We start from the raw sequence: 23,827 nt of genomic DNA, 5'->3' as shown, positions 1-23,827 counted from the left end.
GGTCCCGCCGGGCCGCGGGTCAGCGCTGCAGGGCCTCGCGGGGGGTGATCTCCCCGCGGGCCAGCGCCCGGCGGACCCGGCGGGCCGCGGTCAGCCTGCGACGGACCTGACGGACCGGCTCGACCTGCGTCGCGCGGTGCAGCCGCTCGTTGAGCCGGCCCTGGTCGTGCCGGCGGTCGAGCAGCGACCAGGAGAAGGCCAGCGCGTCGTCGGCGCCCTCGAGGCGCTCCGGGACGGTCTCGAACCACTCCATGCTGGCCCGGGCCATCCGCTGGATGGGCGCCATCGCGGCGCGGCGGCGCGCGTCGTACCCGGCGAGGGCGGCCTCGACGTCGTCGGTGCCGCGGGTCCCCCGCGGGTACAGCTCCTCGGCCAGCGCGATCGAGTCGGCGACCGCGAGCACGGTGCCCGAGCCGATGGCGAAGTGCGTGGTGTGCGCCGCGTCGCCGGCGAGAACGACGTTGCCGTCGCGCCAGGACATGTTCCGGACCTCGCGGAACTGCAGCCACGGCGAGGACCCCATGCCGGGCGGGGCGATCAGCGAGTGCCCGTCGAGCGAGCGGGCGAAGACGCCCTCGAGCATCCGCATGGCCTCGTCGGGCGCCGTCGTGTCGAGCCCCAGACCCGTCCACGTCTCCGGCGTGCACTCCACGATGCAGGTGCTGACGCAGTCCGCCGCGGGGTAGGCGTGGAACCAGATCCAGCCGGCGTGGGTCTTCTCGAACGCGAAGGTGAACGGTCGGAACGGCTTGCTCGTCCCGAACCACACGTAGCGGTTGGCGCCGTGGGCGACCCGGGTGCCGAAGACGTCGGCCCGGGCGGCGCGGATCGCGGACCCGACCCCGTCCGCGGCGACGACGACGTCCGCGTCCGCGGTCAGCGGGTCGCGTGCGGTGTCACCGTCGGCGGCGACGGCGGTGTCGAACATGAGCCTCACGCCCACCTGGCGGGCCCGCTCCGCCAGCACCTCCAGCAGTCGCGCACGGCCGATGGAGTAGCCGTAGCGCCCGCCGAGGTGCACCGGGCGCCCGGACACCTCCACGACCTGGGAGTCCCACACGTGCGCCGCGGCCCGCACCTTCTCGGCACCGAGGGGATCGGTGCGGAAGAGCTCGTCGAGGATGTCCTCACCGAGCGTGACCGCGAAGCCGGAGGCCGTGCCGGGCGCGTTGCGCTCCGCCAGGACGATCTCGTCCTGCCCACCCGACCGGAGCCGGGCCAGGATCGAGAAGTACAGACCGGCCGGTCCACCACCGACGACCACGATCTTCACACCGGACCTCCATCGGATGTCATCGATCTGGGACGCAACGACCCTACGAACGTGGCGGACCTGTGTGGACATCGGGTCCGGCCACGATCGGTGACGGTGCGCATGCCATCGGCGAGCGGTTTCGCGGCGGAACTCAGCTCTGCCGACCGCGCAGGGCCGACCGCCGGACGCGGCGGGCGGTGGTCAGACCGCGCCGCACCTGACGCAGCGCGGGCACCTGGGTGGCGCGGTGCAGGGTGCGGTGGATGCGGCTCATGTCGCCCCGGCGGTCGGTGAGCGACCACGCGAACTCGACGGGGTCGGTGACCTGCTCGAGCTGACGACCGGCCTGCTCGAACCACTGCATGTTGCGCCGGGCGGCGTCCTGGACCGGGCCGACCTCCGCACGCCGGCGGGCGTCGTAGGCCGACAGCGCGGCGCCGCGGCCGTTCGGGCAGGTCAGGTCGGCCGCAGCCGTCCGGCCCGCGACGCCGTAGAGGGCGTCGACCAGACCCATCGAGTCCTGCATGGCCAGCACGGTGCCCGAGCCGATCCCGAAGTGCGTGGTGTGCGCGGCGTCGCCGGCCAGCACGAGGTCGCCGTCGCGCCAGGTCCGGTTGCGGACCTCGCGGAAGCGCAGCCAGGGCTTGTCCCCGAGCCCGCCGAGGGGCTCGATGAGCCGGCGCCCGGCCAGCGTGCGGTGGAAGACCGACTCGACGAGCCGGACGGCCTCGGCCCCGGACATGTGGTCCAGGCCCAGCGCCTCCCAGGTGTCGGGCTCGCACTCGACGATGCAGGTGCTGACCCCGTTCGACGAGGGGTACAGGTGGATCCACATCCAGCCCGCGTCGGTCGGCTGGAAGTCCCACACGAAGGTGTCGGAGTCGCTGTCGGCGCCGAGCCAGACGTAGGGGTTCGTCCCCTCGTCGACGGTGGTGCCGAAGTGCTCGGCGCGCGCGGTGCGGATCCGGCTGCCGACGCCGTCGCAGGCGACGACCAGGTCGGCGTCGAGGTCCGCGCGGTCGACCGGGGAGCCGTACTCGATCGTCACGCCCAGCTGCTCGGCCCGGCGCGCCAGCACGTCGAGCAGGTCGACGCGGGCGATCGCGTAGCCGTACTTGCCGCCGACGTGCACCGGGCGGTGGTCGCCGACCCGGATCTCCTGGGCGTTCCACAGCCGCGACGCGCGACGCAGGGCCTCACCGCCCTCGGGGTCGTTGCGGAACGCATCGTCGAGCATGTCCTCGCCGTAGGTGACGGCGAACCCGTGGGTCCGCCCCGCCTCGTTGCGTTCGTGCACGACGACCTCGTCGCGTCCACCGGACCGGAGCCTGGCGAGGACCGCCAGATACAGACCGGCCGGTCCCCCTCCCGCGCAGGCGATACGCACGCGAGCCCCCTTCGGTTCATCAAGTCACCGGAATGGATGCACCGTAGCGCAGCGATTGCGCGCCACGACGGGGTGTGTATGTCCGAGGTGTCCGACCCCGGCCGGTGCCGGGCCGTCCGGGCCCCTCCCCCTGGTAACCGGGTGGTCGACCCCTGGTTAGCGTGGTGGTGTGCACGCACTCAGCGGGACGTCCCGCGCCGCCGTCCGGTGGTGCGCGCGATGAGCGTCGGGGAGATGGTCGCCGGCCGGGTCCGCTCGGTCCGCCGGGAGATGGGCAACCCGCTCTACCGCAACGCGTACGCCCTGATGCTCAACACCGTCGTCAACTCCGGCTTCGGGTTGCTCTACTGGGTCTTCGCCGCGCGCGTGTTCAGCACCGAGGACGTCGGCCGTGGCAACGCCATGGTGAACCTGATGATGCTGATCTCGGTCCTGACCTCGCTGAACTTCGGTCAGGCCCTCATCCGCTTCCTCCCGACGGCCGGACGCGACTCACGGTCGCTGGTGCGGCTCGCGTACGGGATCAGTGCCGCCATGGCGGTCGTCGGCTCGGCCGCGGTCATGACCTACTGCCACGTCGCATACGCCCCCGGCGACCCGCTGCACGTCTCCCCCGGCTTCGCCGCGTGGTTCGTGGTCTCGACCGCCGCGTGGTCCATCTTCAACCTGCAGGACCAGGTCCTCACCGGGCTGCGCTCGGCGATGTGGGTGGTGCTGGAGAACGGCGTCTACGGCGTCGTGAAGCTCGGGCTGCTCGTGGTCGTCGCGTTCACCTCGGTGTCCGACGGCGTGTTCACCTCCTGGAGCGCGCCGGTCATCGCGCTGCTGGTGCCGTTCACCCTCCTGATCTCGCGGCGGCTGCTCCCCCGGCACACCGCCGAGACCGCGGACCGCGACGACGCGGGCGCCCCGGACCGCGCCACGCTCGCCCGCTACATGGGCGGCGACTACCTGGGCCAGGTGTTCAACCAGGCCATGTCGTCGTTCCTGCCGGTGCTGGTGGTCATGACGATCAGCCAGGCGGCCAGTGCCTACCTGCTGCCGGCCCAAACGGTCTTCCTCGCGATGAGCATGCTGTCGATGGCGATCACCTCGGCGCTGGTCGTGGAGGGCTCCCGGAACCCGGCGCACGCGCACGTGTTCGCCCGGGCGGTGCTGCGGCGGATCTGCCTGCTGGTGTGGCCCGCGTCGCTGGTCATCGCGCTGGCCGCGCCGCTGCTGCTGTGGTTCTACGGGCCGCAGTACGTCGAGAACTCCACGACGCTGCTGCAGCTGCTGATGGCCTCGATGTTCCCGCGCGTGATCGTGACGATGTGGATGACGAAGTCCCGTCTGGCGAACCGCACCTTCCCCCTGGCCGTCCAGCAGCTCGTGCACTGCGCGATCGTGCTCGGCGGGATCCCGCTGCTGGCCCCGATGCTCGGGGTCGACGCCGTCGGCTGGATGTGGCTCGCGGGCGAGCTGGTCCTGGCGATCGCCTTCCTGCCGTCGGTGGTGCGCTGGCTGCGCCGGCCGGTCCCGCCGCACCCGCCCGGCGACGGCGGCCCGGACGGCCCCGCCGGCCCGGACGTCCCGGACGGCCCGGATCCCCTCGCCCGGGACGACGACACCCGGCCCATCGGCGGGCCGGAGGCACGGACCCACGAGTTCCCCCGCGTCCGCGACTGACCCGCGGTACCGCGGGCTCCGGCGCTCCCTCCGACTCAAGGGCCTCGGGGCTCCGGAGGTCCCGGGGCTCGGATCCACCGAGCTCCGGGCTTCCGGGCCTCCGATTCACCGGGCTCCGGGCTTCCGGGCTCCGATTCACCCGACCTTCCGGCATCCGGAGCTCCGATCCGGCGAGCTCCGGGCGTCCGGGCGACAGACCGGCCCGCGGTCCGCCGGCCACCCGGGGCACTGGCCACCCAGCGCTCCTACTCGCGGGCGACCACAGCCGCGACGCCGCGGCCCGGCCCGGCCCGGCACGCCGGCCCCGGGCCCACACCTGCCCCCGGCTCGGCGGTCCCGTCGCACCTCGGACGAGGTCGTCGCACCCGCCGCATGGGGTGCGACGACCCCGTGCGGGGTGCGGCAGGTCGCGCGGAGGACCTCGTCGGCTGCTGCGACGCGGCCGTGCGCCCTGCCGAACCCCGCGGTCGTCCGCACCCCACGGAATCGCACGCCGCGCGACGAGGGTGGTCCTCACCCACGCTCCGACGAGCGCCCCACCGGGCGACGTGCGGGACAGACCTGTCGATCAGTACCTGAGTGCTGTCCGACCAGGCGCCGGCAACGCTCAGGTACTGATCGATCGGCGGCGGGCGCCGTCGTCGCACGCTCTCCGCGGCTCGCATCCCGGTTCCGCCCCGACGACCGCCAGGACAGCACCTCGGGGACCGGCGTCGGCGGCACACCGTCCCGACGCGACACCCCTTCGCGGGCGGCCACACCTGTTGCAGGGGGTGTGGCCGCCCGCGAAGGGGTGTGGACGGGGCGGCGACCCGCGACGACGCACGGCGGCCGTCGCGTGGTGTGCCGCGGCCGGCGGCGGGTCACCACGGGGTCGTCGGGGCTCGGCGCGGCGGACGGGTGGGGCGGAGGGTGTGGCGCGGCGAGGGCGGCGCAGGACCAGGGGCTGCGCGAGAGCCCGGTCAGGAGCGCTGGATGAACTTCTCCGGGATCGGGGTCCCGTTGCGCCACAGGTTCCCCAGCGCCCGGTCGAAGGCGCGGGGCCGCAGCCGGACGAGCCCGCCGCCCGGGTTGTGGGTGATCTCGCCGAAGTAGACGTGGCCGTCGACGTCGTAGAGGTCGACGCGGGCGAAGGTGAAGTCCTTGCCCAGCGCGCGGGCGATCTCCAGCATCCGCTCGTAGGACGCGGGCTTCTCCGGCAGCGCGTCGGCCTGGGAGAAGCGCCCGGAGATCCGGAACGGCACCCAGTCCGGGTGCAGCATCGTCGAGGTGTGGGCGACGAAGCGGTCCTGGTCGATGACGACCATCGCGGGCTCGCCGTGGAAGACGAAGAACTTGTAGTCGGCGGGCGGCTTGGTGCCGTCGCCGATCATCTCCTCGACGACGGCGCGCGGGGTGAGCCCCTCGTAGGGGCGCTCGCGCCAGCCGTGGGTGAAGAAGTCGGTGCGCAGCCAGCGGGCGACCGTCGACCGGATCTTCGCGTGGTCGGCGGCGGCCGGGTGGCGCACCAGGATCGTCATGTCGCAGCCGTGGGTGCCCTTGACGACGTAGGGACCCGCGGGGGCCTCCAGGTCGAGGTCCTCGGGCCGTTCGACCACCTGGATGAGCGGGATGAGGTGCTGGGCCCCGATCCGCTCGGCCACGTGTTCCCGGACGGCGTACTTGTCCGCGGTGACGTGCACCAGCTCGGGCTGGTCGTCGAGGTTCTTCTTCGCGAGCAGCTGGGACCAGGTCCGCGGCCGCCGGAACGTCGTCAGCTCCCCCTGGAACAGGGCGTGGTGGGCGATCGCGAAGGCGCGGTGCGGCAGGAACCGGAGCCGCCGGGACAGCATCACCCGTGCGTCGAACGACATTCTCCGGACGATAGCGACCCTCTCCCACCACCCGGCGCACCGGCCCCGGACCGGGTGGCCGGCCGCCCGGGGCAACCACGGATGCCGCACGGACGTCACCAACAGTGCGCAGGCTCGTTGCCATTCGCGAGGAATGCCCGCAGCACGGCCTCGGTCGAGGGCGTGCCGAATGCTCTGCGTCACCCCTTACGGTGAAGGCGGGGCCGACGGCGCCGAAGACCGGCGCACCCCGGAAGGAGCAGGCGACTGTGCCGATCGTGCGGAACCCCCACGTTCTCGTCACCGTGATCACCCCGGCCTACAACGTCGGTCCCTGGATCGGCGAGGCCATCGACTCGGTGCTCGCGCAGACCGAGTCCCGGTTCGAGTACCTCGTCGTCGACGACGGGTCGACCGACGACACCGCCGACGTCGTCCGCTCGCGCGCCGAGCGCGACCCGCGGGTGCGACTGATCCAGGTGGAGAACGGCGGCTCGGGTGCCGCGCGCAACCGCGCCCTGGCCGAGAGCGCCGCCCCCTTCGTCGCGTTCCTGGACGGCGACGACCGCTGGCACCCCGAGTTCCTGTCGCACATGCTCGAGACCATGCACACCGCCCCGCCCGGGGTCGGGATGGCGTACTGCCACACCCGCGTGATGCTGGAGTCCGGGCAGGTCGTGGCGCTGCGCTGGCAGCCGTCGGGCAAGGTCGACATCGACAAGCAGCTGGTGGAGAACAACCCGCCGCACAACGGCAGCTCGCTGATGATCCGCCGGGCCTGCTTCGACCAGGTCGGCGGCTTCGACTGCTCGCTGCCCTCCGCGGTCGACTTCGAGATGTGGCTGCGGATCGCCGCCGGCTCGAACTACCCGCTGATGTGGGGCACCCGCCGCTGGCTGCTCGACATGCGCCTGATGCGCACCGGGTCGATCAGCTCCAACCGGCAGCGGCGGTTCGAGTGCCTGGACAAGGTCATCGCCGACTACGCCCCGCGGATGGGCCGCCAGCACCCGGGCATGGCCTACGTCCGGCCCGCGGTCTTCGCCTACCGCGACGGGCTGGACGACTTCGGCGACCGGTGGGCGCTGCTCGCCCGCGAGGCGGGCGCGAAGGAGCTCGCGAAGGACTCGTGGGGCCGGTCGCTGCTGGCCTGGAGCAGCGCGGGCCGCGAGCGTCGCGCGCAGCTGCGCAACGTCCGCGACACCGCCCGCAACGGTGCCTACAAGGGGATGTCCGGGGCGCTGCGGACCGCGGTGAAGATCAACTCGCTGCGGGGATGATCCCGGCGCGCGGCGGGTATCCCCCGGCGTGCGACTGACCAGGGCGATCCCGTACCGCGGCGGCCTCACCCGTCGTCGTCGGGGGCGGGGGTTCAGCTACCACGACGCGACCGGCGCCGCCGTCGCCGCGCCGGTGCGGGCCCGGATCGAGGAGCTGGTGATCCCGCCCGCCTGGCGGGACGTGTGGATCTCCGAGCGGGAACGCGACCACATCCAGGCCGTCGGCTACGACGACGCGGGCCGCCGCCAGTACGTCTACCACCCGCGCTGGCACGCCGACCGCGACACCGAGAAGCACGACCGCGTGCTGGAGCTCGCCCGCAGGCTGCCCCGTTTCCGTGAGCGCGTGCAGCGCGCACTCGACGGCCGCGGGACCGGCCGCGACCGGGTGCTCGGCGGGGCGATGCGCATCCTCGACCTCGGGGTGTTCCGTACCGGCGGCGAGCAGTACGCCGAGGAGAACGGCACCTTCGGGCTGTCGACGCTGCGCCGCGAGCACGTCCGGCTGCGCGGCGGCGGGTGCGAGTTCTCCTACACCGCCAAGGGCGGCATCCACCGGCGCGTCCGGATCCGCGACGACGGCCTGGTCCGCCTGGTCCAGGCACTGCGCCGGGCCCGCCCGGACGGCGACCGCTTCCTCGTCCACCGCGACGGGCGGCGCTGGCGCGAGATCCGCTCCGACGACGTCAACGACCACTTCCGGTCGCTCACCGACGCCGCGCACACCGCAAAGGACCTGCGGACCTGGAACGCCACCGTCGTCGCCGCGGTCGCGTTCGCCGAGCACGGCTCCGCCGGTGGCGCCGAGCTGTCCGCGACCGCGCTGAAGCGGGCCGAGGCCGCCGCGATGCGCCAGGTCGCCCGGGCACTGGGCAACACCCCGGCCGTCGCCCGCAGCAGCTACGTCGACCCGCGTGTGGTGCGGGCCTTCGAGGAGGGCCACACGGTCGCGGCCGGGCTGCGCCGCATCCCGCGCGGCGCCGACGAGCACCGCAGCCGGGTCGCCGTCGAACGGGCGGTGCTGCGTCTGCTCGAACGCCACAGCTGACCCCGCGGCCCGCCGGTGCCCGCCGGTCGGCGCATGATGGGGCCGTGGTGGCAGTCGAGGCGGGCCGGACGGAACGACGGGCCCGGGCGGCGGTGGCCCTGGTCTTCCTCACCAACGGCCTGGTCTACGCGAACCTGCTGCCCCGCTTCCCGCAGATCAAGGCCGATCTCGGCCTGTCCAACACCCAGCTCGGGCTGGCGGTGGCCGCGATGCCGTTCGCGGCGCTGCTGGCCGGGCTGACCGCGGGCCCGCTCATCGCCCGGTTCACCTCGGCGAGGGTGGCCTCGTTCGGGATGGCGGTGATCGCGCTCGGTGTCGTGCTGGTGGGGTTCGCGCCGTCCTGGGCGCTGTTCGCCACGGCGATGCTGCTGGTCGGGGCGTCCGACGCCGTCGTCGACGTCGCGCAGAACGCGCACGGCCTGCGGGTGCAGCGCCGCTACGGCCGGTCGATCCTCAACGGGTTCCACGCGCTCTGGTCGGTCGGGGCGGTCGCGGGCGGGCTGATGGGCTCGGCCGCCGCCGGGATCGGGCTGGCGCTGCCGGTGCACCTGGGGCTGTCCTCGCTGCTGTCGGTGGTGATCGCCGTCGCGGTGTACCCGCTGCTGCTGCGCGGCGACGACGGTGACGACCGCCCGGCCTCCGACGCGGTCGACGGTGCACCGCCGCGGCGGCCGTGGACCGGGCTCGGCCCCCGCACCGTGGCGCTGCTCGCCGTGTTCGGGCTGGTCGCGATCTCCGGCACCCTGGTCGAGGACTCCGGCGCCACCTGGGCGGCGGTGTACCTGCAGGGGCTCGGGGCCGGCGCGGCCGTCGCCGGCCTCGGGTTCGTGGCGCTGCAGGGCTGCCAGTTCGTCGGCAGGCTGATCGGTGACCGGATGGTCGACCGGTTCGGCCAGCGCGCGGTGGCCCGTGCCGGCGGTGGGCTGGTGCTCGCCGGGATGGGGCTCGCGCTGGCGTTCCCGACGGTGCCCGGGACCGTCGCCGGGTTCGGTCTCGCCGGGTTCGGGGTGGCGACGCTCGTCCCGGCCGCGATGACCGCCGCCGACCACCTGCCGGGGCTGGCCCCGGGGACCGGGCTGACGATCGTCACCTGGCTGATGCGGGTGGGGTTCCTGGTGTCCCCACCGGTGGTCGGGCTGGTCGCCGACGCGACGTCGCTGCGGGTCGGGCTGCTGGTCGTCCCGGTGGCCGGGCTGGTCGTCGTGCTCGTCGCGGGGGTGCTGGCCGGTCGTCGCGCCCGGATGTGAGCGCCGGTCGACACGATCACGACGGGAACGGACAGGATCTCCGGTGCGTCTCGACACGAATCGGACGACCCCATAGCGTCACCGCGCATGACCTCCACCGTCCCGCCGGCGTCGCCGGGACCCGCACTCCGGTCCTCCCGCAAGGTCGCCACCGCCAGCCTGGTCGGCACCACCATCGAGTGGTACGACTTCTTCATCTTCGGCACGGCCGCGGCCCTGGTGTTCAACCGGGTGTTCTTCCCGTCGGTCGACCCCGTCACCGGAACCCTGTCCGCGTTCGGCGCGTTCGCCGTCGGGTTCATCGCCCGCCCGCTCGGCGGGGCGGTGTTCGCGCACTTCGGCGACAGGGTCGGCCGTAAACCGATGCTCGTCTACTCGCTGCTCCTGATGGGCGCGGCGACCGTCGGGATGGGGCTGCTGCCCGGCTACGACACGCTCGGGGTCTGGGCTCCGGTCCTGCTGGTGACGCTGCGGTTCCTGCAGGGGTTCGGCGTCGGCGGCGAGTGGGGCGGTGCGGCGCTGATGGCCGTCGAGCACGCCCCGTCGCACCGGCGCGGGTTCTACGGCAGCTGGCCGCAGGTCGGCGTGCCGCTCGGCCTGGTGCTGGGGACGGCGACGTTCGCGGTGCTGTCCGCGACGCTGACCGACGAGCAGTTCCTGGCGTGGGGCTGGCGGGTGCCGTTCCTCGCCAGCATCGCGCTGATCGCGGTCGGGATGTGGATCCGGCTCGGCGTCCACGAGTCGCCGGTGTTCCGGAAGGCGATGGACGAGAAGGCCGCGAACCGGATGCCGGTGCTGGAGGCGCTGCGCACCTACCCGAAGGAGATCCTGCTCGCCGCCGGGTCGTTCCTGGCGACGAACTCGACGTTCTACGTCTCCTCGGTCTGGCTGGTCACCTACGCGACGCAGTCCCTGTCCTACGACCGCACGACGATCCTCGCGGCGAACTCGGTGCTGTCGCTGTCGGACATCCCGCTGATCATGGCGTTCGGTCTGCTGTCGGACCGGATCGGGCGTCGTCCGATGTTCGTCGGTGGGATGGCGCTGCTCGCGGTGTTCGCGGTGCCGTACTTCTGGCTCGTGTCGACCGGCAGCATCTGGCTGTTCCTGCTGGGCGGGCTGGTCGTGCAGGTGGCGCGCTCGGCGGTGTACGGGCCGCAGTCGGCGTTCTTCGCCGAGCAGTTCTCCACCAGCATGCGGTACTCGGGGGCGTCGCTGGCCTACCAGATCGCGTCGATCCTGGGCGGTCTCGCGCCGCTGCTGTGCACCGCGCTCGTCGCGCTGACCGGGTCGCTCTACGCCGTCGCCGGCTACGTCGTCGGGATCGCGCTGGTGTCGATGGTCTGCTCGTGGCTGATGACCGAGACGCTGCGGTCGGGGCTGCGCGAGAACACCGCCGCCGTCGCCCGGACCTGACCCCTACCGTCCGCCGGTCGCGGTCACCGGCGTGCCCCGTCCGCGGGCACGCCGGGCCGCGACCAGGTCGGTGACCCCGAGCACGAGGGCCAGCGCCACCAGCCCGACGGTGATGAGCAGGCCGTGCGAGATGGCGTCCGCCCAGTCCCCGCCGGACGCGGTGAGCCTGCCGAAGAACACCGCGCCGACCGCGGACAGCCCGATCGCCGTCCCGATCCGCTGCCCGGTCTGCAGCACCCCGCCCGCGGTGCCGCCGGAGGTGTGCGGGATCTCCGACAGCGCGAGGGTCTGGTTCGGCGCGATCACCAGCCCTCCGCCCGCCCCGGCGAGCAGCAGCGGCCCGGCGATCGCGAGCCCGGTCCACGGGCTGTGCGCGGTCGCGGCCAGGACCAGGTCGGTGACGCCGAGCCCGACCATCACCGTCGCCAGCCCGACGACGATCATCGGCTGCCCGAACCGCGCCACCAGGCGCCCGCTGAGTGCGGAGGTGACGGCCGAGCCGAGCGCGAACGCCGTCATCGTCAGCCCGGTCTGCAGCGGGGTGTAGCCCAGCCCGTTCTGCAGGTAGAGGGTGAGCACGAAGAAGATCGAGGTGAACCCGGCGAAGTAGACGGTGCCCAGCGAGGCCCCGACGGCGTAGCTGCGGGTCCGCAGCAGCGCGAAGTCGATCAGCGGGTGCCCGTGGACGCGCTTGGCCCGACGCTCCCACGCCACGAACGCCACCAGCGCCGCGACCGAGACCGCCACCAGCCACCACGGCGCCGACGCCGGGTCCCGCTCGGCGAGCACCAGCGGCAGCATCAGCGCGACGACGCCGACGCCGAGCAGCACCGAGCCGCCCAGGTCCAGCGGGCGCCGCTCCCCCGTGGTCACGGTGTCGGCGGGCAGCAGCCGGAACGCCGCGACCAGCGCCGCGGCGCCGATCGGGATGTTGATGAAGAAGACCCAGCGCCAGCCGTCGGCGTCGCCGGCCCAGGCCAGCAGCAGCCCGCCCAGCAGCGGGCCGACCGCGGTCGAGATCCCGACGACGGCGCCGAACATGCCGAACGCGGTGCCCCGCTCCGGGCCGCGGAACAGGTCCTGGATGAACCCGACGACCTGCGGGGACAGCAGGCCGGCCGCGACGCCCTGCACCAGCCGGACCGCGACGAGCACCTCCGGGTTCGGGGCGAACCCGGCGACCGCGCTGGTCAGGGTGAACAGGGCGAGGCCGGTGACGAACATGCGACGGCGGCCGCGGTCGTCACCGAGACGCCCGGACGCGACCAGGACCAGGCCGAACGTCAGCGCGTAGCCGGACACGATCCAGGACAGCTGCGCCGCCGAGGCCCGCAGGCCGGCCTGCATGGCGGGCAGCGCGACGTTCACGATGCTGACGTCGAGCAGGCTCATGAACCCGGCGACCAGGCAGACCGACAGTGCCCGCCAGCGTCGCGGGTCGGGGGTGTACGCCTCGGGCGCGGTGCGGTCGTCGCTCACAGTCCCTCATTCCGCGTCCTGGCGATGCGGGCCGCAACTCGAACCCGGGTCCTGCGGACACGCGTCACATCGTGTGAACTCACCGGCATGTGGACCGAAGAGATCGGGAACCGGTCGTGAGGGGCGCCGAGGCGCTGGTCGGGTCGCTCACCGCGGCCGGGGTCGACGTGTGCTTCATGAACCCGGGGACCTCGGAGATGCACTTCGTGCAGGCGCTCGACGCGGTGCCGGAGATGCGCGGGGTGCTGGCCCTGTTCGAGGGCGTCGCGACCGGTGCCGCCGACGCCTACGCGCGCATCGCCGGGAAGCCGGCGGCGGTGCTGCTGCACCTCGGGCCGGGGCTGGGCAACGGGCTGGCGAACCTGCACAACGCGCGCCGGGCCGGGACGCCGCTGTTGTGCGTGGTCGGCGGGCACGCGACCGACCACGTCCGCTTCGACGCGCCGCTGGAGTCCGACATCACCGCGGTGGCGCGGACCGTGTCCGGGTGGGTGCACACCAGCGGCGACGTCCGCGACGTCGCCGCCGACGCGATGCGCGCCCTCGCCGCGACCGGCGAGCGCGGCGGGCAGGTCGCGACGCTGGTGCTGCCGGCCGACGTGTCCTGGTCGGAGGGCGCGTCGCCCGCCCCGCCGCTGCCGGCCGCCGGGCCGTTCCCCCCGGACCCCTCGCGGGTCGCCGCGGCCGCCGACGCCGTCCGCGCGCCCGGTGCGACGCTGCTGCTGGGCGGGCCCGCCCTGAGCGCCGCGGGGGTCGACGCCGCCGGGCGGATCGCCGCGGCCACCGGGGCCCGGCTGCTCGTGGAGACCTTCCCCCGGTGCTGGGAGACCGGCGCCGGCCGGACCCGCATCGACAAGCTCGCCTACTTCGCCGAGCAGGCGATCGCGCAGCTGGACGGCACGTCGTCACTGGTGCTGGCCGGGGCGCGGTCGCCGGTGTCGTTCTTCGGCTACCCGGGCGTGCCCGGGGACCTGGTGCCCGAGGGGGCCGCCGTGGTGGGGCTGGCCGACCCGGCCACCGACGCGACGGCCGCGCTGGAGGCGCTCGCCGACGCCGTCGCCGGCGACGCGGCCCCCGCGCTCGCCCCGCACGAGGCGCCGGAGCCCGCGCCGGGGGCGCTCGACGTGCGGGGGCTGTGCGCCGCCGTCGCCGCGACGCTGCCGCAGGACGCGATCGTGGTCGACGAGGCGCTGACGGCGGCGGCGTCGCTGGCGATGTCGTTGCAGACCGCGCCGCGACACACCCAGATCGCGCTGACCGGTGGCGCGATCGGGATGGGGCTGCCCGCCGCGGTGGGTGCCGCGGTCGCCGCGCCGGACCGTCCGGTGGTGGCGGTGCAGGCCGACGGCAGCGCGCTCTACACCGCCCAGGCGCTGTGGACGATGGCCCGCGAGCGGCTCGACGTCACCGTCGTGCTGATCAACAACGCGGCGTACTCGATCCTGCGGGTGGAGCTGGCCCGCACGGGGGCCGGGGAGGCGGCGCACTCCGGGCGGGCGGGCCGGATGCTGGACCTGTCCGACCCGACACCGGACTTCACCGCACTCGCGACCGGGCTCGGGGTGCCCGCCGAGCGGGTCACCACCACCGAGGGCCTGCTCGACGCGCTGCGGAGGGCACAGGCCGAGCCGGGCCCGCACCTGGTCGAGGCGATCGTCCCCGCCCTGGGTTGAGCCCTCCCGTCCGGAGGGCGCGGCCGGGCCGCGCGGTCCGGCCCGCCCCGGCGTCCGGCCGGTCGGCGCCGGCCCGCGCGGCCGGACGCCGCGCGGGCCCGCGGTGCGCCGCACGGGTTCTTCCCCGTGCCGGCGCACCCGGAACCCGCGCGGCGCGGCGTCAGAGGGACAGCAGGCGGTCGAAGAACTCGCGGTAGCGGGTGAGCGCCTGGCGCAGGTCCTCGGTCGAGGCGTCGTCGCGGGAGAACTGGGCCTCCAGGTCGTCGCGCTGACGACGGAACAGCGACTCCATCTCGTCGAGGATCTCCCCCACCAGCGCGTTCGCCCCGTGGACGGCGCGGCGGGGCTCGTCGACGAACTCGCCCTTCAGCGTCGACCAGCGGTCCTGGTACTCGCGGGCCCGGTCGGCCGGGAGCAGCGACGAGCCGCCGGTGGCGGGGTCGGTCGCCGCCGGGTCGGCCCCGGGTCCGGTCGCGCCGCTCCGCGGGTCACCGGGGTCGCGCAGGTCGTCGTGCCCGCGGCCGGGTGTCGCGTCGTGGTGACGGCCGCCGGGCGCGCTGTCCTCCCGTACCGGTGCGCCACGGGTGGTCGCCGCGGCGGCCACGCCGGCCGCCGTCCCGCCTGCGGCCGCGGCGGTCCCGGCACCGCCCGCGGAGCCGGGCGCCGCGTCGTGGGGCGGTGCGCCCGTCCCCGGTGCGACGTTCCCGACACCGCCGCCGGGCGGGACCCCGCCCGCGTCGGCCGGTCCGCGGCCGCCCGCCGCCGCGGGGTCGCCGAGGGTGTCGTGCCGTCCGGCCGGGCCGGCGTCGCGCGGGTCGGCAGCCGGTGCGCCCGGGCCACCGTGGGGGTCGCCCCCGGGCAGGTGCCCGCCACGGGGGTCGGCACCGCGCGGGTCCGCGCCCGGTACGTCCCCGCCACGCGGGTCGCCACCGCGCAGGTCGCCGCCCCGCGGGTCCCCGCCTCGGAGGTCCCCGCCGCGCGGGTCGCCGTCCCGGGGGTCCACGCCGCGGGGCCCACCGGCACCCGGGTCGGTGCCGAGCGGGCCGGCGCCGCGGGGGTCACCGGCCCGCGGGTCCCCGCCGGGGTCACCGGCACGTGCGGCCCGCGGGTCCCCGCCGGCCGCACGGTCCTCGGCCAGTCGTCCACCGGGGGCGTCGCCCGGCCCGGCCCCGGGGCCCGCCAGCGGCGGGGCGTCCGGGTCGCCGTGGCGCCGGCCCGGGACGCCCGCGTCCTGCTCGGCCGTGCCCGCCGCCTCACGGCGCTCCCAGCCGGCGTCGCGCTCGTCCTCGCTGCGGCCGGTGAAGGCGTCCTTGATCGAGTCGGCCAGTCGGGCCGCCTTGCTGCTGCCCTGGTGCTCGCTCATGCCGTGGTCTCCCGTCGGGTGTCCTGGTCCGGTCCGCCATGGCGGTGGCGGCCGTCGTTCTCGGGACGGCCACCGGAACCGGTGCCGTCGCCGTCGTCGAGCAGGGCGTCGATCAGCGCGCGGTAGCTCGTGACCGCGTGCCGGAGGTCCTCGGTCCCGGCTCGCCCGGCGGAGTGCTCACGGGAGATGGCCCGCGCCTCGCGGTAGCGCTGCGTGACGACCGGGTAGGCGACGGACAGGTCCTCCTCACGGCGGTCGACGTCCTCGGCGGGGTATCCGCGGGCCGCCATGACGTCGGCGACCAGCGCGTCGGCGTCGTGCACCGCCCGGGACGGGTCGTCGACGAAGCCCTCCTGCACCTGCTGCCACCGGCGGCGGTAGCCGTCGCGCTCCTGCGGGTCGAGGGATCGCAAGGTCAGCGCGTCGTGGCGCTTGCGACGCTGCGCGAGTTCCTTCTCCGCGTCGCGGGGGTCGTCCGCGTCGCGGACGGTGCGCTCGTACTCGGGTCCGAACTGGTCCCGGAGCTCGGCAGAGCGACGACGGCGCAGCATCGTCGCGGCGGCCACGGCGAGTACGGCGACGACGATCACCACCACGGCGACGACGACGATGATCGTTGTGATGTCGGTCATAGCGCGGGATACCCGATCGCGCGAGCCGGAAACACGGAGCGTGGTTGTTGATCACGAATGGTGATCACTGAATCGACTTGACCTGCACCGGGGTTTAGGGAGCAGGGTGGCGCCGTGGTCGAGGCGCGGACGGACGGGACGGGGGTCTGGTCCCACGGGCGCGCCCCGACCACCGTCGGCATCCTGCTGCTGATCAGCCTGACCGCGTTCGAGGCGATGGGCGTCGGGACCGCGATGCCCGCGGTCGTCGCCGACCTGGGCGGGGTCGCCCGCTACGCCTGGCCGTTCGTGCTGTTCCTGGCCGCGGCGGTCCTCGGCACCGTCGCCGGCGGCCGCTGGTGCGACGTCCGGGGCCCGCGGGTGCCGCTCGTCGCCGCGCCGGTCCTGTTCGGGGCGGGCCTGCTGGTCGCCGGGTTCGCGACGACGATGACCGGGCTGCTCGCCGGCCGGGTCCTGCAGGGACTGGGCGCGGGGGCCCAGGGCGTCGCGGTGTACGTGCTCGTCGCCGAGGTGTACCCCACGCGGGCGCGCCCGGTGGTGTTCGGGCTGATCTCCTCGGCGTGGGTGCTGCCCGCGCTCGTCGGTCCCCCGCTGGCCGGACTGGTGACCGAGCACCTCTCCTGGCACTGGGTCTTCCTGGGACTGCTGCCGGTGGTGGGGCTGGCCCTGGTACTGGTCACCCCGGTGGTGCGCGTCCTGCGACCGCCCGCCGGACCGGCGGTGGGCGGCCACGGGGCGGGCCTGGTCCCCGCGGCACTCGGTGCCGCGGTCGGCGTCGCCGGGCTGAGCTGGGCGCTGGAGAACCTCGACCCCGGCGGCGCGGTGGCCGGCGTCGTCGCCGTCGCGGCGCTGGTGCCCTCGCTGCGCAGGCTGCTGCCCCGCGGGACCGTCCTCGCGCGCCCGGGCGTCGCCGCGGTCGTCGCGGCCCGCGGCCTGGTCGCCGCGGCGTTCTTCCCGGTCGTGTCGTTCCTGCCGCTGGTGCTCACCGCGACGCACGGCTGGTCGCTGACCGCCGCTGGGACGCCGCTGATCGTCGCCTCGCTGGGCTGGTCGGCGGCGGCCGCCTGGCAGGCCCGCCGGCCCGGCAGCGACCGCTCGGTGATGCTGCGCGCGGGGTTCGCGACGATCGCCGCGGGCCAGCTCGCGCTGGTCCCGGTCGCCGCGGGACTGCTTCCGGGCCGGCTCGCCGTCGGGTTCTGGGGCGTGTCGGGGCTCGGGATGGGTGTGGCGTTCTCCGCGATCGCCTACCTGACCCTCGCCCACTCCGACGCCCACGACGTCGGCTCGCACTCCTCGGCGGCCCAGCTGCTCGACCAGCTGGCGACGGCGGCGTTCGTCGGCCTGGGCGGCGCGCTGCTGGTGGCGCTGCCGTCACCGGCCGTCGCGCTGCCGGTGCTGCTGGTCGTGGTCGCGGTGCCCGCGGTCGCCGGTGCACTGACCGCGTCGCGCACGCGGGTACCGGGGCCCTGAGCCTCAGATCCCGGACGGGCGGGCGAGCAGCTCGGCCACGGCGGCGTCGATGAAGGCCGTGTCGACCGGGTTCCTCCCGCCGCCGGCGAAGTGGCCCCACACCCCGGGGATGACCCGCAGCTCGGTGCCGGCCCGCATGTGCGACACCGCCCAGGCCTCGTCCTCGGGCGGGAAGTACAGGTCCTTCTCCGCGGGCATGACGATCGCCGTCGCCCGGATCGAGGCCAGTGCCTCCTCGGTCGAGCCGGCGCCCGGGGTCGCGCCGACATCGCCGTGCCACCAGGTGTCGAGCATGGTCAGCAGGTTGTTCGGGTCACGACCGTCGAGGAAGAAGCCCTCCCAGAAGTCGACGACGAAGTCCTCCAGTGAGGTGTTGCCCAGCCGGCGCCACTCCTCGTCGCGGTAGAACGCCTGGGAGAAGCCCCAGCCGGCGTAGATCCGGGCGAACGCGCGCAGCCCCTGCGCCGGCGGGACCGTATAGCGGCCGCCGTCGAACCCCACCGCGGCCATGAGCGCGGCACGCAGCGAGTCGAGGAACACCTGGTTGTGCGGCGCGGTCCGCGGCGACCCGCAGAACGGCAGGATGCGCTGCACCATCTCGGGGTGGCTGACCGCCCACTGGTAGGTCTGGCCCGCGCCCATCGACCACCCGAGCACCAGCGGCAGCGTGCTGATCCCGAAGCACTCGGTGACGAGCCTGTACTGGGCCTCGACGTTGTCGCGCACCCGGATCGGTGGGAACGACGGGCCGTCGTGCGGCACCGGGGCGTTCGACGGCGACGTGGACAGCCCGTTGCCCAGCATGTTCGGCACGATGACGAACCAGCGGTCCGGGTCGAGCGCCATCCCCTCACCGATCAGCCACTCGTTGTCCCAGTGCCGCCCGGAGTACCAGGTCGGGTAGAGGATCGCGTTGTCCTTCGCCGCGTTCAGCTCGCCGTAGGTGCGGTAGGCGATCCGGGCCGGGCGCAGCGTCCGCCCGCAGTCGAGCGTGAGGTCGTCGATCTCGAAGACCTCGTAGGGCTCGTCGCGGCCGTAGCGGGGCCGGGCGGTGGGCTCGGGCACGGGGATCCTCCGGGAGCGGCGACGGTCGACAGATGGTTTCCCAGGAAATATGTTCCTGGGAAACCATCGGTGTCAAGGCCGGAGGGTCCCGCGGCTCAGCCGTCTCCCTCGATGTCGCCCTCGGACTCCAGGTAGGCCTGGCGCAGCGCGTCCAGCGTCGCGGACTCCGGGCTCTCCCAGAGACCACGGTCGACGGCCTCCAGCAGCCGCTCGGCCATGCCGTGCAGCGCCCACGGGTTGGACTCGGCGAGGAACTTCCGGTTGTCCGGGTCCAGCACGTACTCGGCGGTCAGCGTCTCGTACTGCCAGTCCGCGATGACGCCGGTGGTGGCGTCCCAGCCGAACAGGTAGTCGACGGTCGCGGCCATCTCGAACGCGCCCTTGTAGCCGTGCCGGCGCATCGCGGCGATCCAGCGCGGGTTGACCACGCGGGCACGGAAGACCCGGGCGGTCTCCTCGTGCAGGCTGCGGGTACGCACCGCCTCCGGACGGGTCGAGTCCCCGACGTAGGCGGCCGGCGCGGTACCGGTCAGCGCGCGCACCGTGGCGACCATGCCGCCGTGGTACTGGTAGTAGTCGTCGGAGTCGGCGATGTCGTGCTCGCGGGTGTCGATGTTCTTCGCCGCCACCGCGATCCGCCGGTAGGCGTTCTCCATGTCGTCCCGGGCGGGGACGCCGTCGAGGCCGCGGCCGTAGGCGTAGCCGCCCCAGGTGGAGTAGACCTCGGCGAGGTCGGCGTCACCGCGCCAGTCACGGGAGTCGACGAGCTGCAGCAGCCCGGCGCCGTAGGTGCCCGGCTTGGAGCCGAAGATCCGGGTGCGGGCGCGACGGTCGTCGCCGGTGCGCTCGCGGTCGGCGTCGACATGGGCGCGGACGTAGTTCTGCTCCGGGGTCTCGTCGAGCTCGGAGACCAGCTTCACCGCGTCGTCGAGCAGGGCCAGGACGTGCGGGAACGCGTCGCGGAAGAAACCGGAGATGCGGACCGTGACGTCGACGCGCGGGCGGCCGAGCTCCGCGAGGTCGATGACCTCCAGGCTGCGCACGCGACGGCTCGCGTCGTCCCACACCGGGCGGACGCCGAGCAGGGCGAACACCTCGGCGACGTCGTCGCCGGAGGTCCGCATCGCGCTGGTCCCCCACACCGACAGGCCGACGCTGCGCGGGTACTCGCCGTGGTCGGCCCGGTAGCGCTCGACCAGCGACTCGGCCATCGCCTGCCCGGTCTCCCAGGCCAGCTTCGACGGGACCGCCTTGGGGTCGACGGAGTAGAAGTTCCGCCCGGTCGGGAGCACGTTGACCAGCCCGCGCAGCGGCGAGCCGGACGGGCCGGCCGGGATGAACCCGCCGTCGAGGGCGTGCAGCACCCGGTCCAGCTCGTGCGCGGTGGCGTCGAGCCGGGGCACGACCTCCTCGGCGGCGAAGCGCAGCACCGCCGTGACCGCGTCCACGTCGACGCCCGGGAGCCCCCCACCGGTGCCCCCAGGGGAACTCTCGTGGCTTAGAGCGCTACGAGAGTTCCCCTGGGGGCCACCGGGGACGGGGGCCAGGTGCTCGGCGACCACCGCGTCGACGGCGTCGGGGACCCAGGAACGGGATTCCATCGCGGCGCACAGGGCACGGGCGACGGTCTCGACGGTGTCGGTGCGGGTGTTCGACTCCGAGCCGTCCTCGACCAGGCCGAGCGCCTGGCGCAGACCCGGCACGGACTGCTCGCCGCCCCACATCTGCCGGGCGCGCAGCACCGCGAGCACCAGGTCGACGCGCTGCTCCCCGGCCGGTGCCTGGGCCAGCACGTGCAGGCCGTCGCGGATCTGCACGTCCTTGATCTCGCACAGCCAGCCGTCGACGTGCATCAGCATGTCGTCGAAGACGTCCTCGTCGGGACGCTGCTCCAGTCCGAGGTCCTGGTGCATCTGGGCCGCGGTCATCAGCGTCCAGATCTGCTGGCGGATCGCGGGCAGCTTCGCCGGGTCGAGCGCGGAGATGTTCGCGTGCTCGTCGAGCAGCTGCTCCAGCCGGGCGATGTCGCCGTAGGACTCGGCGCGCGCCATCGGCGGGATGAGGTGGTCGACCAGGGTGGCGTGCGCCCGGCGCTTGGCCTGGGTGCCCTCCCCCGGGTCGTTGACGAGGAACGGGTAGACCAGCGGCAGGTCGCCGAGGACGGCGTCGGTGCCGCAGGAGGCCGACATGCCCAGCGTCTTGCCGGGCAGCCACTCCAGGTTGCCGTGCTTGCCGATGTGCACGATCGCGTGCGCGCCGAACCCGCCCTCGGACTCGGGCGCGGCCAGCCAGCGGTAGGCGCCCAGGTAGTGGTGCGACGGCGGCAGGTCCGGGTCGTGGTAGATCGCGACCGGGTTCTCCCCGAACCCGCGGGGCGGCTGCACGATCAGCGTGACGTTGCCGCGGCGCAGTGCCGCGACGACGATGTCGCCGTCCGGGTTCTGCGAGCGGTCGACGTAGTGCTCGCCCGGCGCCTCGCCCCAGTGCTCCTCGACGCCGGACCGGAAGTCCTCGGGCAGCGTGTCGAACCAGCTGCGGTACGTCGCGGCGGAGATCCGGACCGGGTTGCCGGCGAGCTTGTCCTCGGTCAGCCAGTCCGGGTCCTGCCCGCCGGCCTCGATCAGGGCGTGCATGAGCGCGTCGCCGTCGCCGGCCTCGACGCCCGGGAACGCCGCCTCGCCCTCGGTGGCGACCGCGTAGCCCGCCGCGGCCATCGTCCGCAGCAGCGCCACCGTGGACGCCGGGGTGTCCAGCCCGACCGCGTTGCCGATCCGCGCGTGCTTGGTCGGGTACGCCGACAGCATCAGCACGATCTTCTTGTCCGCGTTCGGGACACGGCGCAGCGTCGCGTGCTTCACCGCGATCCCGGCGACCCGGGCGGCCCGCTCGTCGTCGGGGACGTAGACCGACAGGCCGTCGGCGTCAGTCTCCTTGAACGAGAACGGGACGGTGATCAGCCGGCCGTCGAACTCCGGCACGGCGACCTGGGTGGCGACGTCGAGCGGGGACATCCCGTCGTCGTTGGCCTCCCAGGTGGCGCGGGAGCTGGTCAGGCACAGGCCCTGCAGGATCGGGACGTCGAGCGCGGCCAGCTCGGTGACGTCCCACTCCTCGTCCTCGCCGCCGGCCTGGGCGCCTGCGGGCTTGGTGCCGCCCGCGGCGAGCACGGTGACGACCATGGCGTCGGCCCCGCGCAGCCGCTCCAGCAGCGCGGCCGGGGCCTGGCGCAGCGACGCGCACCAGATCGGCAGCGCGCGGGCGCCCTTCGCCGCGATCTGCTCGCAGAGCGCCTCGATGTAGCGGGTGTTCCCGGCCAGGAACTGGGCGCGGTAGAACAGCACCGCCACCGTCGGTCCGTCGACCTCCGTGCCGGGCAGGGACAGCTCGCCCCACTCGGGCAGCTCCACCGGCGGCGCGAACCCCTCGCCGGTGAGCAGCACCGTGTCGGACAGGAACGCGTGCAGCTGCGCCAGGTTCTCGGTGCCGCCCTGCGCGAGGTAGGTGTGGGCCTGCGCCGCGACGCCCGCGGGCACCGAGGACAGCTCCATCATCTCCGCGTCCGGGGCCATCTCCCCGCCCAGGCAGACCAGCGGCGTCGCGCGGGCCCGCAGCAGGTCCAGCCCCTCCTCGAAGTAGCGGTACCCGCCGAGGACGCGGACGACGACGACGTCGGCCGCGTCGGCCATCTCCGCCAGCTCGTCGTGGGTGACCCGGTTCGGGTTCGCGAGGCGGTAGTCCGCGCCCGAGGACCGGGCCGAGAGGAGGTCGGTGTCCGAGGTGGACAGCAGCAGGATCACCGGACGGCTCCGGGGGCGGCGTGGGCGCGCGTCATCGACGTACCTTCCTCGGGATCCTCGTCCCGGGTGGGGTGGCGCGGCGAACGGGCGCAGTGTCTGGCTCCCCCTCGCCGGGGCGAGGGGTCACAGTGGCGGGACCGCGCCGGACTCGCACCGGCTTCCTGGGGTTCCGCTCGCCGTCTTCGGTTGTCGTGAGTCACCATCGGTGGCGCCACCGGGTCACGTCAAGGAGCGCTCGACCAGGGTGGTGATCCGCACGTGCGACGGCGTGGCGGGGGCCGAGCCGAAGCCGAACCGGACCGGCGGGACGACCGCGGCCAGCCCGCCGCAGTCGCCGTCGTCCCAGCGGGCCCAGGCGGCGGCGACCCTGTGCAGGTCGCGGGCCCCGTAGTACTCGCGCCGGCCGCCGCCGGCACTGCCGACGGTCCGTACCCCGGGCACGGCCCTGCGGGCGATCGGGTCGATCACCCGCAACCACCAGGGGTGCACCGCGAGCGGTCCCGGGACCGCGCGCAGCAGCCTGCCGAGCAGCGGGCGGCCGCCGATCCGCCAGCTCACCTCCAGCGGGCCCGCCACGACCCGTCGCCGGTCGTCGTCGACGGTGTGGGTCACCGGCACGACCCGGACCTCGTCGAAGGTGTAGGTGGCCGAGACGAACTCCGCGACCTCCTCGCTCGGGGCGAGCAGGGTGCGGTGCCCGTCGGCGGACTCGGTCATGACGTCGGTGAACGACCCCAGCGGGGTGTCCGGCCAGTGGCCGACCACGATCCGTCTGCCCGAGGTCGTGCCCAGCCCGCAGATCCAGCCGTCGAAGCGGTCCAGGACGGGGGATCCGGCGGTGGGCACCCCGCCATCAGAGCCGATCGGCGCCGTTCCCGCCCGGGGAGACCCCGTCCGTACCGGCCCGTCCGAGGTCACGGGCCTGCAGGGCGAGCCACAGCTGGTGGCGGTCCTGGGCCGCGGACAGGCGTCGTCCGCTGACCTGCTCGGCCGCGGTGATCCGGTTCCGCACGGTGTGCCGGTGCACGCCCAGCGCGGTCGCCGTCGCCTCCCAGTGGCCGTTGTGCTCGACGAACGCCGCCACCGCGCGCAGCAGCGCGGGGCCGTGCGGGTCGGCGTCGCACGGGCCGAGGACGGCGTCGGCGAATCCGCCGAGCCGCGCGTGGCCGAGCAGGGCGAGCAGCATCCGGGCTGGTTGCGATCGTCGCGGCCCGC

Annotated in this window: 17 protein-coding genes and 1 riboswitch; of the genes, 7 read left to right on the top strand and 10 right to left on the bottom strand. The window is 74.4% G+C overall.

Annotated features, from left to right (window positions below):
* Positions 1 to 19: 19 nt before the first annotated feature.
* Both MTO91_RS11415 and MTO91_RS11410 read right to left on the bottom strand, forming a co-directional pair.
* Positions 20 to 1,273, bottom strand: coding sequence for an FAD-dependent monooxygenase (locus MTO91_RS11415; protein ID WP_405417639.1), 1,254 nt, complete (start codon positions 1,271 to 1,273; stop codon positions 20 to 22).
* A gap of 133 nt (positions 1,274 to 1,406) precedes the next feature.
* Positions 1,407 to 2,552 carry an FAD-dependent monooxygenase gene (locus MTO91_RS11410; protein ID WP_405417642.1) on the bottom strand — a complete coding sequence of 382 codons (1,146 nt, stop codon included), beginning with the start codon at positions 2,550 to 2,552 and terminating at the stop codon, positions 1,407 to 1,409.
* 309 nt (positions 2,553 to 2,861) lie between these two features.
* Between MTO91_RS11410 and MTO91_RS11405 the strand changes: the two genes are divergently transcribed.
* Entirely contained in the window at positions 2,862 to 4,310 is a 1,449-nt protein-coding gene (locus MTO91_RS11405; protein WP_476654476.1) for a lipopolysaccharide biosynthesis protein, read from the top strand.
* A gap of 962 nt (positions 4,311 to 5,272) precedes the next feature.
* Here MTO91_RS11405 and MTO91_RS11400 read toward each other — a convergent pair.
* Positions 5,273 to 6,163: an ATP-grasp fold amidoligase family protein gene (locus MTO91_RS11400; RefSeq protein WP_405417647.1), complete on the bottom strand. Its 891-nt coding sequence runs from the start codon at positions 6,161 to 6,163 to the stop codon at positions 5,273 to 5,275.
* 257 nt (positions 6,164 to 6,420) lie between these two features.
* On the opposite strand from MTO91_RS11400, the gene MTO91_RS11395 reads away from it, so the two are divergent.
* The 4 genes from MTO91_RS11395 (at position 6,421) to MTO91_RS11380 (ending at position 11,133) form a co-directional block, all read left to right on the top strand.
* Positions 6,421 to 7,422, top strand: a complete 1,002-nt coding sequence (locus tag MTO91_RS11395) for a glycosyltransferase family 2 protein (RefSeq protein WP_168172231.1) — start codon at positions 6,421 to 6,423, stop codon at positions 7,420 to 7,422.
* A gap of 28 nt (positions 7,423 to 7,450) precedes the next feature.
* Positions 7,451 to 8,470, top strand: coding sequence for a DNA topoisomerase IB (locus MTO91_RS11390; RefSeq protein WP_178375090.1), 1,020 nt, complete (start codon positions 7,451 to 7,453; stop codon positions 8,468 to 8,470).
* Positions 8,471 to 8,514: 44 nt separating this feature from the next.
* Positions 8,515 to 9,717, top strand: a complete 1,203-nt coding sequence (locus MTO91_RS11385; protein ID WP_405417652.1) for an MFS transporter — start codon at positions 8,515 to 8,517, stop codon at positions 9,715 to 9,717.
* Between the two features lie 87 nt (positions 9,718 to 9,804).
* On the top strand, positions 9,805 to 11,133 hold the full coding sequence (locus MTO91_RS11380; protein WP_476654475.1) for an MFS transporter: 1,329 nt from the start codon (positions 9,805 to 9,807) through the stop codon (positions 11,131 to 11,133).
* Between the two features lie 3 nt (positions 11,134 to 11,136).
* Here MTO91_RS11380 and MTO91_RS11375 read toward each other — a convergent pair whose 3' ends face one another.
* Positions 11,137 to 12,612, bottom strand: a complete 1,476-nt coding sequence (locus MTO91_RS11375; protein ID WP_476654474.1) for an MFS transporter — start codon at positions 12,610 to 12,612, stop codon at positions 11,137 to 11,139.
* Positions 12,613 to 12,728: 116 nt separating this feature from the next.
* On the opposite strand from MTO91_RS11375, the gene MTO91_RS11370 reads away from it, so the two are divergent.
* On the top strand, positions 12,729 to 14,285 hold the full coding sequence (locus MTO91_RS11370; protein ID WP_476654473.1) for an acetolactate synthase large subunit: 1,557 nt from the start codon (positions 12,729 to 12,731) through the stop codon (positions 14,283 to 14,285).
* Between the two features lie 160 nt (positions 14,286 to 14,445).
* Here the strand turns inward: MTO91_RS11370 and MTO91_RS11365 are convergent, their stop codons facing one another.
* Positions 14,446 to 15,648 carry a hypothetical protein gene (locus MTO91_RS11365; protein ID WP_476654472.1) on the bottom strand — a complete coding sequence of 401 codons (1,203 nt, stop codon included), beginning with the start codon at positions 15,646 to 15,648 and terminating at the stop codon, positions 14,446 to 14,448.
* Positions 15,645 to 16,280, bottom strand: a complete 636-nt coding sequence (locus tag MTO91_RS11360) for a hypothetical protein (RefSeq protein ID WP_476654471.1) — start codon at positions 16,278 to 16,280, stop codon at positions 15,645 to 15,647. The genes MTO91_RS11365 and MTO91_RS11360 overlap by 4 nt, the downstream gene beginning before the upstream one ends.
* A 114-nt stretch (positions 16,281 to 16,394) precedes the next feature.
* On the opposite strand from MTO91_RS11360, the gene MTO91_RS11355 reads away from it, so the two are divergent.
* Positions 16,395 to 17,750, top strand: a complete 1,356-nt coding sequence (locus tag MTO91_RS11355; protein WP_476654470.1) for an MFS transporter — start codon at positions 16,395 to 16,397, stop codon at positions 17,748 to 17,750.
* A gap of 3 nt (positions 17,751 to 17,753) precedes the next feature.
* On the opposite strand, the gene MTO91_RS11350 is transcribed toward MTO91_RS11355, so the two are convergent.
* The 4 genes from MTO91_RS11350 to MTO91_RS11335 form a co-directional block, all read right to left on the bottom strand.
* Positions 17,754 to 18,815 (bottom strand): alpha/beta fold hydrolase, encoded by a 1,062-nt coding sequence (locus MTO91_RS11350; protein WP_476654469.1) that lies wholly within the window; start codon positions 18,813 to 18,815, stop codon positions 17,754 to 17,756.
* A 95-nt stretch (positions 18,816 to 18,910) separates the two neighbouring features.
* On the bottom strand, positions 18,911 to 22,612 hold the full coding sequence (gene cobN, locus MTO91_RS11345) for a cobaltochelatase subunit CobN (protein ID WP_405417667.1): 3,702 nt from the start codon (positions 22,610 to 22,612) through the stop codon (positions 18,911 to 18,913).
* 90 nt (positions 22,613 to 22,702) lie between these two features.
* A riboswitch (cobalamin riboswitch) is annotated at positions 22,703 to 22,776 on the bottom strand.
* A 55-nt stretch (positions 22,777 to 22,831) separates the two neighbouring features.
* Complete coding sequence (locus MTO91_RS11340) at positions 22,832 to 23,458, bottom strand: hypothetical protein (protein WP_251786381.1); 627 nt, start codon at positions 23,456 to 23,458, stop codon at positions 22,832 to 22,834.
* Between the two features lie 7 nt (positions 23,459 to 23,465).
* The gene (locus MTO91_RS11335) at positions 23,466 to 23,798 is read right to left on the bottom strand and encodes a PucR family transcriptional regulator (RefSeq protein ID WP_405417669.1); all 333 of its coding nucleotides are present in this window, start codon (positions 23,796 to 23,798) and stop codon (positions 23,466 to 23,468) included.
* Positions 23,799 to 23,827 lie beyond the last annotated feature (29 nt).

It is taken from the genome of Pseudonocardia sp. 2-7, assembly GCF_056341085.1.
Note: the sequence above shows the minus strand (reverse complement) of the source record. Positions and strands in the feature narration are given on the sequence as shown.